At 69.0% G+C, this 14,813-nt stretch carries 12 protein-coding genes; 6 read left to right on the plus strand and 6 right to left on the minus strand.

Annotated features, from left to right (window positions below; translation table 11 throughout):
- Positions 1-26: 26 nt before the first annotated feature.
- Positions 27-1,250, minus strand: coding sequence for an aminotransferase class V-fold PLP-dependent enzyme (locus tag H4W30_RS08925; RefSeq protein WP_192742332.1), 1,224 nt, complete (start codon positions 1,248-1,250; stop codon positions 27-29).
- On the opposite strand from H4W30_RS08925, the gene H4W30_RS08930 reads away from it, so the two are divergent.
- The 4 genes from H4W30_RS08930 to H4W30_RS08945 all read left to right on the plus strand — a co-directional run bounded on the left by H4W30_RS08930 (position 1,249) and on the right by H4W30_RS08945 (position 5,128).
- Positions 1,249-2,631: an aminotransferase-like domain-containing protein gene (locus tag H4W30_RS08930; protein ID WP_192742333.1), complete on the plus strand. Its 1,383-nt coding sequence runs from the start codon at positions 1,249-1,251 to the stop codon at positions 2,629-2,631. The two genes, H4W30_RS08925 and H4W30_RS08930, sit on opposite strands and share 2 nt — an antisense overlap.
- 106 nt (positions 2,632-2,737) lie before the next feature.
- Complete coding sequence (locus H4W30_RS08935) at positions 2,738-3,334, plus strand: hypothetical protein (RefSeq protein WP_192742334.1); 597 nt, start codon at positions 2,738-2,740, stop codon at positions 3,332-3,334.
- 88 nt (positions 3,335-3,422) lie between these two features.
- Positions 3,423-4,238 (plus strand): alpha/beta fold hydrolase, encoded by an 816-nt coding sequence (locus H4W30_RS08940; RefSeq protein ID WP_225948834.1) that lies wholly within the window; start codon positions 3,423-3,425, stop codon positions 4,236-4,238.
- A gap of 23 nt (positions 4,239-4,261) precedes the next feature.
- A complete protein-coding gene (locus H4W30_RS08945) occupies positions 4,262-5,128 on the plus strand; it encodes a helix-turn-helix domain-containing protein (RefSeq protein WP_192742335.1) in 867 nt (288 codons plus the stop codon).
- On the opposite strand, the gene H4W30_RS08950 is transcribed toward H4W30_RS08945, so the two are convergent.
- Positions 5,129-6,928: a right-handed parallel beta-helix repeat-containing protein gene (locus H4W30_RS08950; protein WP_192742336.1), complete on the minus strand. Its 1,800-nt coding sequence runs from the start codon at positions 6,926-6,928 to the stop codon at positions 5,129-5,131. It abuts the gene before it with no gap.
- An 88-nt stretch (positions 6,929-7,016) separates the two neighbouring features.
- Between H4W30_RS08950 and H4W30_RS08955 the strand changes: the two genes are divergently transcribed.
- Both H4W30_RS08955 and H4W30_RS08960 read left to right on the plus strand, forming a co-directional pair.
- Complete coding sequence (locus H4W30_RS08955; protein ID WP_192742337.1) at positions 7,017-7,886, plus strand: TetR/AcrR family transcriptional regulator; 870 nt, start codon at positions 7,017-7,019, stop codon at positions 7,884-7,886.
- A gap of 285 nt (positions 7,887-8,171) precedes the next feature.
- Positions 8,172-9,305, plus strand: a complete 1,134-nt coding sequence (locus H4W30_RS08960) for an SWIM zinc finger family protein (RefSeq protein ID WP_192742338.1) — start codon at positions 8,172-8,174, stop codon at positions 9,303-9,305.
- On the opposite strand, the gene H4W30_RS08965 is transcribed toward H4W30_RS08960, so the two are convergent.
- From H4W30_RS08965 to H4W30_RS08980, 4 genes are all read right to left on the minus strand, one after another.
- Positions 9,288-11,738 carry a DUF6493 family protein gene (locus H4W30_RS08965; protein WP_192742339.1) on the minus strand — a complete coding sequence of 817 codons (2,451 nt, stop codon included), beginning with the start codon at positions 11,736-11,738 and terminating at the stop codon, positions 9,288-9,290. The genes H4W30_RS08960 and H4W30_RS08965 overlap by 18 nt on opposite strands.
- Before the next feature lie 232 nt (positions 11,739-11,970).
- Positions 11,971-12,996 (minus strand): NAD(P)-dependent alcohol dehydrogenase, encoded by a 1,026-nt coding sequence (locus tag H4W30_RS08970; protein ID WP_192742340.1) that lies wholly within the window; start codon positions 12,994-12,996, stop codon positions 11,971-11,973.
- Entirely contained in the window at positions 12,993-13,709 is a 717-nt protein-coding gene (locus H4W30_RS08975; RefSeq protein WP_192742341.1) for an iron-sulfur cluster assembly protein, read from the minus strand. The genes H4W30_RS08970 and H4W30_RS08975 overlap by 4 nt, the downstream gene beginning before the upstream one ends.
- A 1-nt stretch (position 13,710) precedes the next feature.
- Complete coding sequence (locus H4W30_RS08980; protein ID WP_192742342.1) at positions 13,711-14,724, minus strand: amidohydrolase family protein; 1,014 nt, start codon at positions 14,722-14,724, stop codon at positions 13,711-13,713.
- Positions 14,725-14,813 lie beyond the last annotated feature (89 nt).

Consider the following 14,813-nt stretch of genomic DNA (forward strand, 5'->3'; position numbering starts at 1 on the left):
CCCAGTGTCCAGGCGGGGAACCGCGCTCAGGCGGCCAGTTCGGCGACGGCCGCGGCCACGTCGTCCACCTCCCGTTCGGTGTTGTAGTAGTGCGGGCTCAGCCGCAGGCACCAGTCGACGTCCTTGTCCCCGAAGTCGAACTGCGCGAACTCCCGGTAGCTGAGCGCCGAGTTGATCCGGCGGGCGTCCATCGCCGCCTTGAAGGGCACGGCTTCCCAGCCCTTGATGGAGAACGTCACCAGCGCGCCCAGTTCCGGCCCCCGGTCGAGCACTTCGACACCGGGAATGGCGCCGAGCCCGTGCCGCAGTCTCGCCGCGAGTGCGGGGGTGCGCCGTGAGATCGCCTCCAGGCCGACTTCGCGGGCGTACCTCGCGGCGGTGGCGCATCCGAGCACGGTGGCGTAGGGGAATTCCCATTCTTCGAACCGGGAAGCGGACTTCGCCGGTTCGTACGCGCCTGGCGCGCTCCAGCGGGCTCCGTGCATGTCGATGAACAACGGCTCGTGTCCGGCGTCGAGAAACCGGTCGGAGACGTACAGGAAGCCCGAACCACGCGGCCCGCGCAGGAACTTCCGGCACGTCGAGGTGAGCAGGTCGGCGCCGATCTCCTCGACGTCGACGGGGTACTGGCCGATCGACTGGCAGGCGTCGACCAGGTAGGTCAGGCCGAGGTCCCGGCAGTACCGCCCGATCTCGGCGACGGGCTGGACGAGGCCCGAGTTGGTCGGGATATGCGTGGCGGCGACCAGCTTCGGCCTCTTGGCGCGCATCAGAGCCGCCATCGCTGCGACGTCGACACCGCCCTCCCGCGAGTCCGGCGCGTGCACGACCTCGACGCCGAAGCGCTTCCGCAGCGACAGGAACGCGATCTGGTTGGAGATGAAGTCGTTGCGGGTGGTGAGGACGACGTCGCCGGATTCGAACCGGATCGACGACAACGCCGTGGAGTAGGCGTGGGTGGCGCTCGCGGCGAAGGCGATGTTGCGGGGCCGCGCGTTGATGAGCGCGGCGATCTGGTCGTAGAAACCGGTGACCTCGGCCGCGCGGGCCGCGGCGGCCTCATATCCGCCGATCTCGGCTTCGAGGTTCAGATGATCGAGCATCGCGGCCAGGATCGGTTTCGCCAGAAGCCCGCAGCCGGCGTTGTTGAAGTGGACGACCTTCTCGCTGCCCGGTGTGTCGGCTCGCAGGGCCGGGACGTCCAGTAGTGATTCCGCCCGATTTCCAGTAGCACTATCATGTAGCTTCATGTCGGATAGTAGCACTTCCGCGCTCGTCGCCCAGCTGCGTTCCCTCATCCGCTCGGCGGCCGCGGGGGAGAGGTTGCCCAGCAGCCGGGAGCTGATCGAGCGCTATCGGGTCGGCCCGGGAACGGTTTCTCGCGCCATCGCCCTGCTGGCCGCCGAGGGCACGGTCGTGACCCGTCCCGGGAGCGGGACATACGTCGCGACGAAGCCGGCGGCCGCGGGCGAACCGCTCGACACGGCATGGCAGACGGTCGCGCTGACCGATCGCAGCGTCGACACCAGATCCCTCACCGGAGTCCTCGGCCCGCCACCGGAGGGCGCGATCCTGCTCGACGGCGGCTATCCGCATCGGTCGTTGCAGGCGACTCGCTTCCTGAGCGCGGCACTCGCGCGGGCGGGCCGCCGCCCGGACGCCTGGGATCGCGCACCCGCCGCCGGTCTGCCCGCGCTGAGGTCGGTGTTCGCGGGCCCGTCCGGTGCGTCACCGGACGACGTCCTGATCACCGCCGGCGGACAGAGCGGGCTGTCCATGGCGTTCCGTGCCATCGCGGCTCCTGGCAGTCCGGTCCTCGTCGAATCGCCGACCTACCCGGGGGCGCTCGCCGCCGCGCGGGCGGCGGGGCTCCGGCCGGTGCCGGTCCCGATCGACGAGGACGGGGTCCGCCCGGACCTGCTGGCCGAGGCGTTCGCGATGACCGGAGCCCGGCTGTTCTACTGCCAGCCGGCCTTTCACAACCCGACCGGGACGGTGCTCGCGGCCGAACGGCGTACGCGGGTACTGGACGTCGCCCGGGCGGCGGGCGCGTTCGTCCTGGAGGACGACTTCGCCCGGTATCTCTCCCACGGTGCGGCCGCGCCACGTCCGCTGATCACCGATGACCGGGACGGCACGGTCGTCCATCTGACCTCGGTGACCAAGGCCGCCGCGCCGAGCCTCCGGATCGGCGCGCTGATCGCGCGAGGGCCTGTTCTCGACCGGATGAAGGCGATCCGGCGGGTCGACGACTTCTTCGTCTCCCGCCCACTGCAGGAGGCCGCCCTCGAACTGCTCAGCGCGCCTTCGTGGGAACGGCACGTCCGGAGGCTCGGTTCAGAACTGCGGGAACGGCGCGTGAAAGCGGCCGCGGCGCTGGCGGGGAAGTGTCCTGAGTGGACTATCGCGCGGCTCCCCGAGGGGGGCCTTCACCTGTGGGTGCGGCTGCCGCCGGGGAGCGATGCGAACGCGCTCGCTCGCGTGGCGAGAGAGCGAGGGGTCGTGGTCGGGGCAGGGGAGAGGTTCTTCGCCACCGAGCCGTCCGGACCGTTCCTCCGGCTGAACTTCGCGGCCGCCGCCGACATCGCCGAACTCACCGAAGGCATCCGGCGGCTCGACCCCAATGTATAACGACCTATACGGCGTGGCTCAAGTCAAGATCATCTTAAGGGCAACTTGAATTCCTCCTGTATCGCACGACCCTCCAAGCAACTCATGTCACGTAGGCTGGACCGCCGTGCCTGACAAAAGACTGTCGGTCGGCCTCTTCGTTGTGGCCGGCGCGCTCGTACTGGCCGCTTGCGACGGCTCTGCCGCGCCGGACGCTGCCGCGCTCGACCCCGCGAAGTGCGCCGACCCGAATTTCGCCGGTACTCACACGGAGTTCTGCGCCGGCAACGCCGCCACCCCGGAAACCCCGGCGACCGATGCCGCCATCCTGCCCAACGGCTTGAAGGTCCGGATCGTCTCCGCGAGGTCCGAGACCACGGATACGAACGCCTACGACTCCGGCCCGACCGTGAACGTCGTGGTGATGATTACCATCGAGATCACGAATACCGGCAACGCGCCGTTCGTCTTCCCGCCGGTGAAGACCAACGTCCGCACGGAGTTGTGGTACGGCGCCAACCACGGCAAGGCGACGAACTCGGCCGTTCAGCAGGGCAACTCCACCGACCTGCCGGGGCAGCTCGTCGCGGGCGGCTCGGTGACGATGACGTCGACCTTCACGATGCGCGCCGGGGGCGCGGACAACGTCGTTTTCCGGTTCAACCCCGACAGCGCCACCACGGACGACATCACCTTCACGAATGTCCAGGCCTTGTACAAATAGCGCTCACACGCCTTTCCCGGCCCGAGTCGGCGTCGCGGGGAACATTTGTCCAAGACCGAAGCCCGGCAGCCCGGGCATCGTCCCGGGTATGAGTGAGTACGACGTCGAGCAGTCGCACAGGATGTACGTGGTCCATGAGGGCCCGCGGCAGGCGCCGCCGCTGTTGCTCGTCCACGGCTCGGGAGCTTCGGGCGCCTGCTGGGGGCCGATGGTCCCGGCGCTCGCCAAGCATCACCACGTCATTCGAGTCGACCTTCCTGGCTGTGGCCAGTCTCCGCCCGCGGCGTCATACGACGTGCCCGCGCAGGCGGATCGCTTGGCGGCGGTACTCGATGGCCTCGGCCTCGGCCAGGTCGCCGCGGTCGGGCATTCCAGCGGCGGCTACGTCGTCACGGCGCTGGCCGAACAGCGCCCCGACCTGGTGGGTTCACTCGCGCTGATCAGCACGGGCCCGAGTCCCGATGCGCTGCTTCCGCAGCCGGTCATCCTTCGGGTCCTGCTGGCCCCGCCGCTCGGCAGGCTGCTCTGGGCGAGGCGTTCGAACGCGATGATCCGCGGCGGGATCAGGGCGACGGCCGTTCGCCCGGTGGACGTCCCGGACGACCTGATCGCCGACCTTCGGGGCATCACTTACCGCACGATGAGGGCGGTGCTGAGCCGGAACAGCGCGTACCTCACCGAGCGAAGCATGCCCGAGCGTCTCACCGCCCTCGACGCCCCGGTGCTGGTGATCTTCGGCGCCGCCGACCCCCGCTGGGATCCGTCGTCGGCGCACCAGTACGACTCGGTGCCGACCGCGCGGGTCGAGCTGCTGCCCGGCGTGGGGCACCTGCCTGTACTCGAAGCGCCGGAGGAGACCAGCAGGCTGCTGCTGGACTTCGCGGCCACGGTTCACCGTCGGTGATTTCCGAGGCCTAATCTGGTCTTATGCCGTCAACCGGGACACCACCCGACTGGGCGGAGGTGGACATCGCCGTTCCGCGCCGGTCAGTGCGGCTGCCGGGGATCAGCATGGCCGGATTCCGGCGACGCGTCCCCGGCGCCGCCGACATCGCCATGGTCGCGCACCCATCCGTCAGCCTGCTCGTCGACCTGACCGAGGGAGCGGGTCTCGTCTACGAAACCCATGACCGGCGCGAGCGCGGCACTGTCGTGATCGGGCTCTTCCCCGGCGAGCTTCGGGTCGCCGGCTCGGGTCCGGCGATCGAGTGCCTCCAGATCCGGCTGTCGCCGCCGGTCGCGGCCAAGGTGCTCGGCGCGTCGACCGGGTTCAGTGGGACGGTGGTGTCGCTGGAGGATGTCTGGGGCCGCGACGCCGAGCGCGTCGAGGGCAGGTTGCGCGCCGCCGTGACGTGGGACGAACGGTTCACGATCGCGTGGGGAATCCTCGGCCGTCGGCTGGACTCCCGCCCGCCGGTCGATCCGGAGGTCGCCTACGCCTGGAGGCGGATGCACACCAGCCGAGGGCGGATCCGGGTCGACGGCCTGGCCGACGAGGTAGGCTGGAGCCGCAAGCGCCTATGGTCCCGCTTCGGGGCCCAGCTCGGCACCACACCCAAACGCGCCGCCCGGCTGGTGCGCTTCGACCATGCCGCCCACCTGCTCGCGGCCGGGCGCGCACCGGCCGACGTTGCCGCCGACAGCGGCTACGTCGACCAGTCCCACCTCCATCGTGAGGTCAAGGCGATCACCGGAGCCGCGCCCGCCGCCGTGGCCGCCGCGCCGTGGCTCGCGATCGACGACGTCGCGTGGCCGGATCGGCTCCCCGGGACTTGCGCCCGGCCGGAGCGATGATCAGCGCTCCAGACCGCGGCGCCCCGCTCGCGCGAGGATGTCGGCGCCGGCCGGATCGGCGCGGACGGCCTCGTCGAAGCCTTCCTTCGGCAGCACGGTGTTCGCGGCCACGGTCACTGTCTCGGGCGGGGTGTCGTAGCCGTCGGGCAGGACGTCCCAGAAGTTGCCGACGAAGGCGACGTTCTCCATCGGCGGGCCCACCTGGAGCACGATCGGGGTGTCGGCCCGGCAGACGATGTTGCCCAGCACGGTGATCCACGCCGCGCCGTAGTCGGCGTACAGCCCGAAGTTGTAGGAGGTGAGGACGTCGCGGATCACGTTCCCGCGGACCAGCGCCCCGCCCGCGAACGACGAGCCCTGTGGGGCCGACAGGTAGATCCCGCCGCCGTCCATCAGCCTCCCCATGCTGCGTTCGACGAGATTCGAGAGCACCTGGGTGGCCTTGGCCTTCTCGCCGCCGGTGATCACGATGCCATTGTGCGGGACGTCGTGGATCTCGTTGTGGGCCACGGTGGTCTCTTCGGACTCGACGACGAGGACGGCGGGGGAGCCGTGGTACTCGGTGCCGATGTGGTGGACGAGGTTGTCCTCGATGGAGACCCGGGTACCGGCGTGGACGGCGATCCCGCTGCCGGAGATCTCGTCGAAGACGTTCGCCCGGATGCCGACGTCGGCGCCGCCCTCGATCAGGAGTGCTCCCGCGCCGAGCCGGGTGAAGTGGTTGCCCTCCAAGGTGACCCGGTTCGCCGACGTGAGGCTGACGTTGGCGGGCAGCTGGACCGGCTCGGCGGGCACATGGACGTAGCCCACTTCGGCGCCGAGGTCGATCTTCTGGAATTCGCCCCGTTCATAGCGGGCGTTGCCGTGATAGTGCAGGTAGCCGCCGGTGCGGGCGACGCCGGACCAGGTCGCGTCGGCGAAGGTGAAGCCACGCAGCACGAGGTCGTGCACGCCTTGTCCGGTGATGAGCGACTCGAGCATCGGGGCGACGACCCTGGTCTTGCCGATCTCCTCGCCGGGGCGGGGACGATAGTGCAGGACGTGGCCGTCCCCTTCGGTGCGGCTGACGGCGAAGGTGCCCGGTTCGGTCAGGAAGGCCACGTTGTTTTCGAGTGCGGAAGGCGCGGCGAGCCCGTCCCAGGTGCCGTCTCCGCCCGCGCCGTACCACTTGGAGTCGTAGAGGGATTTGGCGTGGTCGAAGGCGGGCTGAGCCATGGTGACGGTGGTTGAGGTGGCGTCACCGGTGATCGACGCGACCGCGAGGCGGGCTTCGGACCACGGGTAGACGCCGGAGTAGACGAACTCCAGGCCGGACGGGTCCGGCCACGATTGCGGCTCGGTGCTGTCCGTGACGTAACCAGTGGCTGTTTTCGTCACGGTTCCGGGGAGGCCCTCGATGCGGGTCGCCCTTCCGGCGGGCCGGCCGTCCACGGTGAGCCGTCGCGGGGCGTGGTCTCCGATCGGTGCCGTCCAGATGCCGCCGCGGCCCGTTGTCCAGCCGGTGATTTCGCGGCCGCCGCTCAGTTCTACCTTCGCCTGCCCCGCGGTTCCGTAGCCGTCCGCCTGGTAGATCACGCGGAAACCGTTCGAGCCGGAATCGCCGAGTGCGTCGTCGAAGACAAGGGGTGCCTCAAGATGGTGCACACCTGTGCCGAAGGTGACGATGACGTCGCCGGTCATTCCGGCGGTGATGGCGCGGACGGCCTCCTGTGCTGCTTTCGGGGTGCCGAACGGCCGGTCGGCGGTGCCTGCCCAGTCGTCTCTACCCTGGGGGGACACGAAGAACCTGATCTCAGGCATGCTGAAGCGCTCCTGTGGAGTGGTTTATGGGATATACTGAGGTTTATCAGCTAAACACGAACGAGCGACGAGCGTCAAGGGAGTGCGGGTGGCGGAAGACGACGCGCAGCCTGATCCGGAGCGTGCGATCGAGCTGCTGTGGGGAACTCCCGAGCCGGAGCGCCCGGGGTTGAGCCTCGGCCGGATCGTCGCGGCGGCCGTCGAAGTCGCGGACGCGGAAGGGCTGGCCGCCCTGTCGATGCGCAAGGTCGCGGAACGGTTCGGCACCACCACCATGTCGCTCTACCGGTACGTGCCCGGCAAGGCGGAGCTGGTCGAGCTCATGCGCGACGCCGTGTACGGCAGGTTCCCGATGGAGCCTTCGGATGGTCTCGGCTGGCGGGCGGGGCTCGAACGGTGGGCGCGGCGGGCATGGGAGATGCATCGCCATCACCCGTGGCTGGTCGACAGCGCCGGGAGCCGGCGGCTGCCAGGGCCGAACATCATGGCCGAATACGACCACGCGCTGGATGTCGCCTCGCGGAGTGGCCTGGCGCCGGCGCAGGTGATCGCGGTCGTGAACCTGGTCGGCGGATTCGTGGAGTCCGTCGCGCGTCAGGCGGGGGAGACCGCGGAACTCCAGCGGGGCACCGGTGTGTCCCATGAGCGCTGGTGGAGCGAACGTGAGTCCCTGTTCGAGCGGATGGACGCCTATCCGGCCTTGGAGCGGCTGTGGAAGGACGGAGGGATGGACGCTCCGCTCGACCCGTTCGAATTCGGGTTGCAGCGCACTCTCGACGGCGTGCAGGCGCTCGTCGAAAGCCGGGGACGTGAGGTAATGCGTGACGAAACCGAGCTCGGTGAGTGTGCCGTCTGTGGCAAGGAGCTGGATGGGGGCGGGCGGGGCAGGCCTCGGGACTATTGCTCCAGGGCTTGCCAGCAGCGGGCCTATCGCCGCCGTCAGGCTGGGACTTCCTGAGGTGGTCCGTCCCGCGGCGGGGCGGACCTGCCGCCGAGAGGCGAGTGTCCGGAGATTTGCCCGCTAGGCCGAACCCAGGGGAGGGGAGCACCCCATACGGGTGAAGCCTCCGGGTGGGGGAGGGAGACGGCAGCCTCGAAACCCGCGCCGGGGCCTGCCGCTGAAGCCTTCGATCCGTCTATCAAAGTGTATAACGACCTATTCAGCATGGCATTGAAAAAGATCATTCCACTCATCTGGAAAAGATCCGCAAAGACTGTCGGGGATCCTGGCTAGGGTTGGCGAGTGATCACCGAGGTCTTGCTGGAGCAGCCCGAAGAGGACGTTCGGACGCCAGTGCTCTTCAAGGGTTTCCTGGAACCCGGAGCGCAGGCGGCCCAAGCGCTGCTCGTGCTGGGGAAGGTCGCCCGCACCCGGTTCTGGATGCCGCCGTCCATGGTGAACCGGCTCATCGCCGAGTCCGATCCGGTGTTCACCGCGGACAGGACGACTCTGCGTGTGGAAGCCTTTTCCCCGTGCTGCGGGTTGTACGCCAGGCTCGATCTGCCGGACGTGGGAGATCTCGGCGAGGGCTGCACGAACGTCGATCTGTCCGACGCGACGAGGACCGTCCTCGCGGGAGTCGTGGCCCAGGATCCCTTGCACCTGACCGTTCGTGGTAAAGGAATCCGCCTTCGCACGCTGGACGGGCGGAACGACGAGTCCGTGGTGCCACTGCCGGACCGCTGGGTGGCGGGGTTCGCCGAGGTCGCCGCTGTCACGGAGGGTGCCGCCGAGAGGGCGAAGCTGGACAAGGCGGAGACGCGGAACTTCCTGAGGCGGCTTCCCACCGCCGTCGGCCGGTCGTGGGCGGTCCCGTCCGGCCGCGGGCTCCGGCTGACCTCAAGGCCGGGACGTGACTCGATCCCGGCGACCGGGCTGCATCGGCTGCGAGTGATCGAGCCCCTCGTCCGGTTCGCCCAAGGGCTGACCGTCTACACGCGACCGGACAGTGAGGTCGCCACCTGGGTGCTCCAGCTGGACCGAGCGCGGCTCGTCGTCACATTGTCGCCGGAGCCGTCCCGTGGCTTCTCGGGCGAAGGCGGGTGGCTGAACTCGCTGGCCGCCGGGCTCGAAGCACCGGATCTCGTCGCGGGTCGCGCCGGTCACGACGTCGTCGACGGCACGTGGTTCCCGCGTGAACTCCCGAGCGGGAAAGCCCCGGCGAACGGCCGCCTGGCGAAGGCCCGCGAGCTCGTCGCCGCCGGAGCGGTCCGCTTGCTGCCGGACGGTGGCTACGAGATCACGCGCGGCGGCTCCGTGCAACGCGTCCGGCTTTCGCCGGCCGGGTGCACGTGTGCGTGGTGGGCCAAGCATCAGGAGACCCGAGGCCCGTGTTCGCACGTCCTGGCGGCCCGGATGTCATCGGCGGAGTCGTGATGCCGCCTTCGCCGCTTTCGAACTGCCTTTGAAGCGGGCCAGCCATTCCTTCGTTTCGGCGCTGATCGTTCCCGCTCCGCGTTCCACGAGGTCCGCGGCGAGTTCCAGAAGCGCGAAGATGCCGCGTTGCGAATGCTCCAGCTCCGGCAGCAGAGTGTCCAGTGTGGACAGGACCGCTACCGGGTGTTCGTTCGCGATGATCGAAAGCCGGGATGCCAGCCGGGGTGCGATGAGGTACGGGCCGAGCACTCCGAGGGCCGCGCCGAGCGCACGGGGGCCGAGCATCCGACGGTCGAGGAGGGTCAGCACGGCGTCCGTGCCCAGTTGGACGGCGGTGGAGCGTTTCAGTGTGAGGGTGGTGGCGAGGAGCATCGTGCCGGGGTAGCCCGGGATCGAGGGGCTGTCCAGGAACGGGGGCAGTGCGGCCTTCTCCACGGGCTCGCCGAATTCGGTGTCGTTGAAGAAGAGGCTTCCGGCGACGGCGGCTTCGATGTGGTCTCGGTCGTAGGGGGAGGCGACCGCTTCGTGGCATTCGGTGAAGCCGAGCCATTCGGTGGCCGGGCTGTCGAACGGCACGCCCAGCCAGGGAACTTTGGGCGAGGCCGCTTCCGGTGTCGGTTCGATGTCCAGTGTGATCAGGTTGTGGCGGCCGCTGGGTCCGGCTTTCGCCGTCCAGATGAGCGGCGGTCCGGGTTTTCCACGGCGCGAGGCGGCCGGGTCGGCGGATTCCGGGTGCCGGGCGCGGGCGGCGGCGAGGGCGATCCAGCCGGTTTCTCGGCTGGCCGGTCCGCCGAGCGCGTAGCGGATGCTGTCGGCGTGAGGCCCGGTGAGTTCCGAGGCGAGGGCGAGGGCTTCGGGTCTGGTGTCCGGGGCGAGTCTCAGGAGGGCGTCGACGACGTCGTCTTCGGCCGCGCCGGGGTGTTCGAGCATGCGGGAGACGAACACGACGGGATCGAGCCAGCCGCCTTGGTGGGTGGCGGCGGAAACGGGGGTGGCGGTGCCTTGGAGCAGGGCGGTGATCCGGTGGTGGAGCGGACGTCGCCAGCCGCGGACCTTGGGTGGGTGCGGAACGTCGTGGCCGGTAAGGCCGAGGACGAGGGTGGCGATCATCTTCGGCACGGCCGGGCTGTATCGCTGGCCGTCGATTCTGGCCGCGCGTTTCACCAGTGGTTTGAGGGCGTCCGGGAGTTCGTCCGCGACGCGGTGGGCGCCGTCGAGGGCGGCCAGGAGGAGGTCGGGTTGGTCGGGGTCGGCGAGCAGGGACGAGAGGGCTTCGGCGACCGCGGCCGGGGTGTCGGGGATGTCGAGTGGGATGGTCAGGGTCTTGCGTTGGTCCCATGGCGGTCGCGTGGGTTCCGGGTATTCGGCGGTCTCGATGGCGGGTGTCTCGTCCGGGGTGACGCCGAGTCGGGCGATGGCGAGAGCGCGGACGTCGGAGGCCTCGTGGGTGAGTGCCGCTTCGAAGACCTGATCGGCGAGGTCGCTGAGTTCGGGGCGTCGGTCGGCGATGCGGCCGGCGAGTTTGAGGGCGCGTTCGGCGGTGGTGGCGCCGCGTCCGGCCGCTGCCGCGGGGAGGTGCTGGAGCGCGACTTCGTCGTCGAGCGTGCCTTGTTTGTCCACAAGGGACAGTGCTTTGACGGCGAAGGAGACGGTGCGCGGGAGGCCGCTTCCGCACAGCCGGGCGTAGCGGTGTTGTGCGTTCGTGCGTTCGTCCGGGGTGGGGGCGAGTGCTTCGTGGAGCGCGGCGTACCACTGGGCGCGGAAGGCGGCGAAGTCGCGGGCGAGGATGTCGAGGGTGAGGTCGAGCAGTCTGGTGCGGTCGACTTCGCCGGTCTCGGTGAGTTCGAGCAGGGCGGTGGACCATTTGTCCTGGTCGCGGACGTACTTGTCGAAGGCGGCGAAACTGGCGTCCCCGTTGCCTTCGATCTCGAGCAGTTCCCAGAGTTCGGTGAGGGCTTCGGGTTCGGTTCGGAGCCGTTCTGCCAGGGGTTTCCCGCCGAAGCGTCCGGCCCAGCGGAACCAGCCGGCGTGGTAGTCCGGTGTCCGGATGGGGTCGAGGTCGCCGTCGAGGATCATGCGGCGGACAGCTTCCCAGCCGGTCTGGTGGCCGATCATGCGCAGCGCGATCGTCTTGCGCTCGGCGAGTGGCCGATCCTGCAGGACACGTTCGAGGATCGTGGGTGAGGCGATCCAGAGTTTGGCGAGCAGGGGGTCGCTCGCGGGGAGGGCGGCCCAGAGTGCGGTGGCGGCTTGCTGGCCCCTGAGCGGATTGCGGACGCCGTAGGTGTTGGGCTTGATCTCGATGAACTCGCTGCTGTCGTTGAACGCGGCCAGGAGTTCGGGGACGAGGGCTTTCCGCTCGGCGCGGGTGAGTGCGAGGACCCGGGTGAGGACTTCCGAGGGTTGGCCGGTGAGGAGCGCGTTCAGCTGCACGGGCTCATTGTGTCGTGTGTGGTGGGGACGGTCAGAGCCAACCGGGAGTTCGCGACCGGCGCGGGCCGCCGGGTGACGCGAAAGCCACTTTCGGGACGTCTGATGTCCCGAAAGTGGCTTTCGCGACCTCACTTCCGACCGGAGGTCACGTGACTGGATGGACGACACGCGTGATCAGGCGGACGTCACGCCAAGGCACGGTCGGTTCCGACCATCCCCACCACTCACGAGGTCAGGGGACGAGGATGGCGCGGCCGCGGATGCGTCCGGCGTCGAGGTCGTCGAGCGCGGCTTGGAACTCTTCGAGCGGGTAGCGCGCGGTGTGGAGTTTCACGCGGCCTTGTGCGGCCAGGACCATGAGTTCGCAGAGGTCGGTGTAGGAGCCGACGAGGTTGCCGATCAGGTTGATCTCGGTGGAGATGACGTCGATGGTGGGGACGTCGATGTTCTCCCCGTAGCCGACGACGTGGTAGTCGCCGGCGCGGCGCAGCATGGCGAGGCCGTCTTTGGTGGCGCCGCCTTCGCCGACGAAGTCGATGACGGTTTCGGCGCCTTCGCCGCCGGTGAGGTCGAGTACCTGGTCGATCTGGGTGCCGTCGGCGATGACGCCGTGGTCGGCGCCGATGGTGACGGCGAGGTCGACGGCGTCGGGGTTGCGGTCGACGACGACGAGTTCGGCGGCGGTGAGGGCTTTGAGCACCTGGATCCCGATGTGGCCGAGGCCGCCGGCGCCGATGACGACGCAGCGGTCGCCGGGCCTGAGCCGTCGGGCGGCTTTCGCGGCGGCGTGGTAGGCGGTGAGGCCGGCGTCGGCGAGGGCGGCGACGTCGGCGGGTTCCAGGCTGTCGTCGATGCGGACGACGCTGCGGGCGGAGGTCTTGAGGTACTCCGCGTAGCCGCCCGCGGTGTCGATGCCGGGGAACTGGGATTGGGCGCAGTGGACGTCGTCGCCGGATCGGCAGGCGCGGCAGAGGCCGCAGGTGATGAGGGGGTGGACGATGACCTTGTCGCCTTCGGTCACGTTGGTGACCGCGCTGCCGACGGCGTGTACCCAGCCTGCGTTTTCGTGGCCGATCGTGTACGGGAGGGTGACGCCGGACTTCTCGGCCCATTGGCCTTCGAGGATGTGGAGGTCGGTGCGGCAGACGCCGGCGCCGCCGATGCGGACGACGACGTCGTAGGGGCCGGTGGGTTCGGGTTCGGCGACCTCGGTCAGCTGGAGCTTTTCGTGGTAACCGATGACCTGGATCGCTTTCACGATGCGTGGACCTCCTGGTTTCGGGGTGTCTGGTCGGCGGCGGATTCGGGGTAGCGGGTGCGCAGCAGACCGCGGCAGAAGTGGGCGTTGCCGTCGATCGAGATGCGAACGGAGCGGGCGAACCGGAGCCTGAGCGGGATTTCTTCGCGGGGATACGGCGTGCCGTGGTCGTCGACGAGGACCGGTGCCTCCGGCGCGGTGTCGAGGCCGAGGGCGGCTCGTCGGCGCAGGAGTGCGTGGGTGGTGCGGTGGTCGGGCAGGTCGGCGAGGGTGATGTCGTGGAGCCGGTCTTCGGTCAGTTCCCGGTTCTCGCGCAGGAGCCGGGTGAGGGCGCGTTCCATGGCCGCGGTGTGGGCTTTGCGGCGGAAGGTGAGCCGGAGTTCGTCGAGGTCCTGGTCGGCTTCGTCGCCGAAGGTGCCGCGGTAGCCGGCGTCGGCGGCGAGGCCGCGGTTGATGAGGTCGGAGTCGTGGTGGTCGTCGAGGACGACGTGGACCCGGGAAACGCCGTCGAGCGCGGTGAGGACGTCCTTGGCGTCGGAGGCCATGAGGTAGGCGAAGTTCGGTGAGCAGAACGACGTCGGGAGCCTCAGGTGAACGGTGACCTCGGTTCCGTCGACGGTGAGGGAGCGGACGAAACCGAGGTCGGTGACGGGTTCGTCGAGTTCGGGGTCGTAGACGGCGTGGAGTGCGGTATAGGCGTCGTGTTCGAGCATGTCAGGCCACCGAGACGGCTTGGGTTTCGATGCGGCGGACCTGGAGCTCTTCGGGTACGGGGAGGTCGTACATCGCGGCGGCGTTGAGGCCGAGGATCTTGCGCTTCTGGTCGGTGGTCAGCGGCGCGTATTCGGTCATGTCCTCGGGGATCTGGAAGTCGACGAACCGTTCGACCAGCCATTTCGGGGTCCAGAGCGCGTAGTCGCTGGAGAACTGGATGCGGTCTTCGTCGAGCCAGTAGAGAAGTTCGCCGATGATCTGGGCGAAGTAGCGCGGGCGGGTGTGGATGAACGGCATCGCGACGGCGAGTCCGGCGTGGACGTTGGGTTCCTGGGTGGCGATCCAGCAGAAGTCTTCGAGCCGGGGGAGCCCGCAGTGTTCGACGACGAAGTTGAGGTCGGTGTAGTCGGTGGCGACCTTGTCGACGTCGGCGACGTCGAAGGCGTCGCGGTCGAGGGGGCGGATGGTCGGGCCCTTGTGGATGTGGATGTTGCGGATGCCGAGGTCGAGGCAGGTTTCCAGGTAGCGGCGGCACCAGGGGTCGTCGAGTTTGTAGCCGCGGGACTCGTCGCGCCATTCCGCGGTGTAGAGCTTGACGCCTTTGAGGCCGAAGCGTTCGGCGTCGCGGCGGAGCTGGTCGAGGCCCGCTTGTTCGAGGCGTGGGTCGAAGCAGTGGTTGTAGGTGAGTTTGTCGGGGTGTTTCTTGGTGAGGGCGAAGGCTTCTTCGGTCTGGCCGAAGCCGTTGTTGTAGAAGGCGCCGAGGTGGGCGGGCTGGAAGATGGCGTGGTCGACGTAGCCGTCCTGGAAGAGGTCCTTCATCAGTCGCTCGCCGCCGTAGTAGAGGTACTCCTCGTAGGACCACAGCTCGGATTCGGGGCTGAGGTTGCGGTGGTAGTCGTAGAAGCAGTCGATGAACTGCTTGCCGTGGATGTTGGCCTGGTTCTCCGGCCGGGCGTCCCAGAGCGCGACGTGCGCGTCCACGATGAAGTAGCTTTCGCCGTCCTTGGTGTACATGGCTTTCCTCCGCGTTCGTGACCGCCGTTGGCACGTTGGAGGTGAACGGTAGGGGTGTCGGCGCAGGTCAGGGAGGCGCGCGGTGTCTC

The sequence above is a fragment of the Amycolatopsis roodepoortensis genome (assembly GCF_014873915.1).
Lineage (GTDB): Bacteria > Actinomycetota > Actinomycetes > Mycobacteriales > Pseudonocardiaceae > Amycolatopsis > Amycolatopsis roodepoortensis.

Coding starts and splice junctions, on each gene's coding strand:
- H4W30_RS08930 (WP_192742333.1), top strand. CDS start 1,249: ATGTCGGATAGTAGCACTTCCGCGCTCGTCGCCCAGCTGCGTTCCCTC.
- H4W30_RS08925 (WP_192742332.1), bottom strand. CDS start 1,250: ATGAAGCTACATGATAGTGCTACTGGAAATCGGGCGGAATCACTACTG.
- H4W30_RS08940 (WP_225948834.1), top strand. CDS start 3,423: ATGAGTGAGTACGACGTCGAGCAGTCGCACAGGATGTACGTGGTCCAT.
- H4W30_RS08945 (WP_192742335.1), top strand. CDS start 4,262: ATGCCGTCAACCGGGACACCACCCGACTGGGCGGAGGTGGACATCGCC.
- H4W30_RS08950 (WP_192742336.1), bottom strand. CDS start 6,928: ATGCCTGAGATCAGGTTCTTCGTGTCCCCCCAGGGTAGAGACGACTGG.
- H4W30_RS08975 (WP_192742341.1), bottom strand. CDS start 13,709: ATGCTCGAACACGACGCCTATACCGCACTCCACGCCGTCTACGACCCC.
- H4W30_RS08980 (WP_192742342.1), bottom strand. CDS start 14,724: ATGTACACCAAGGACGGCGAAAGCTACTTCATCGTGGACGCGCACGTC.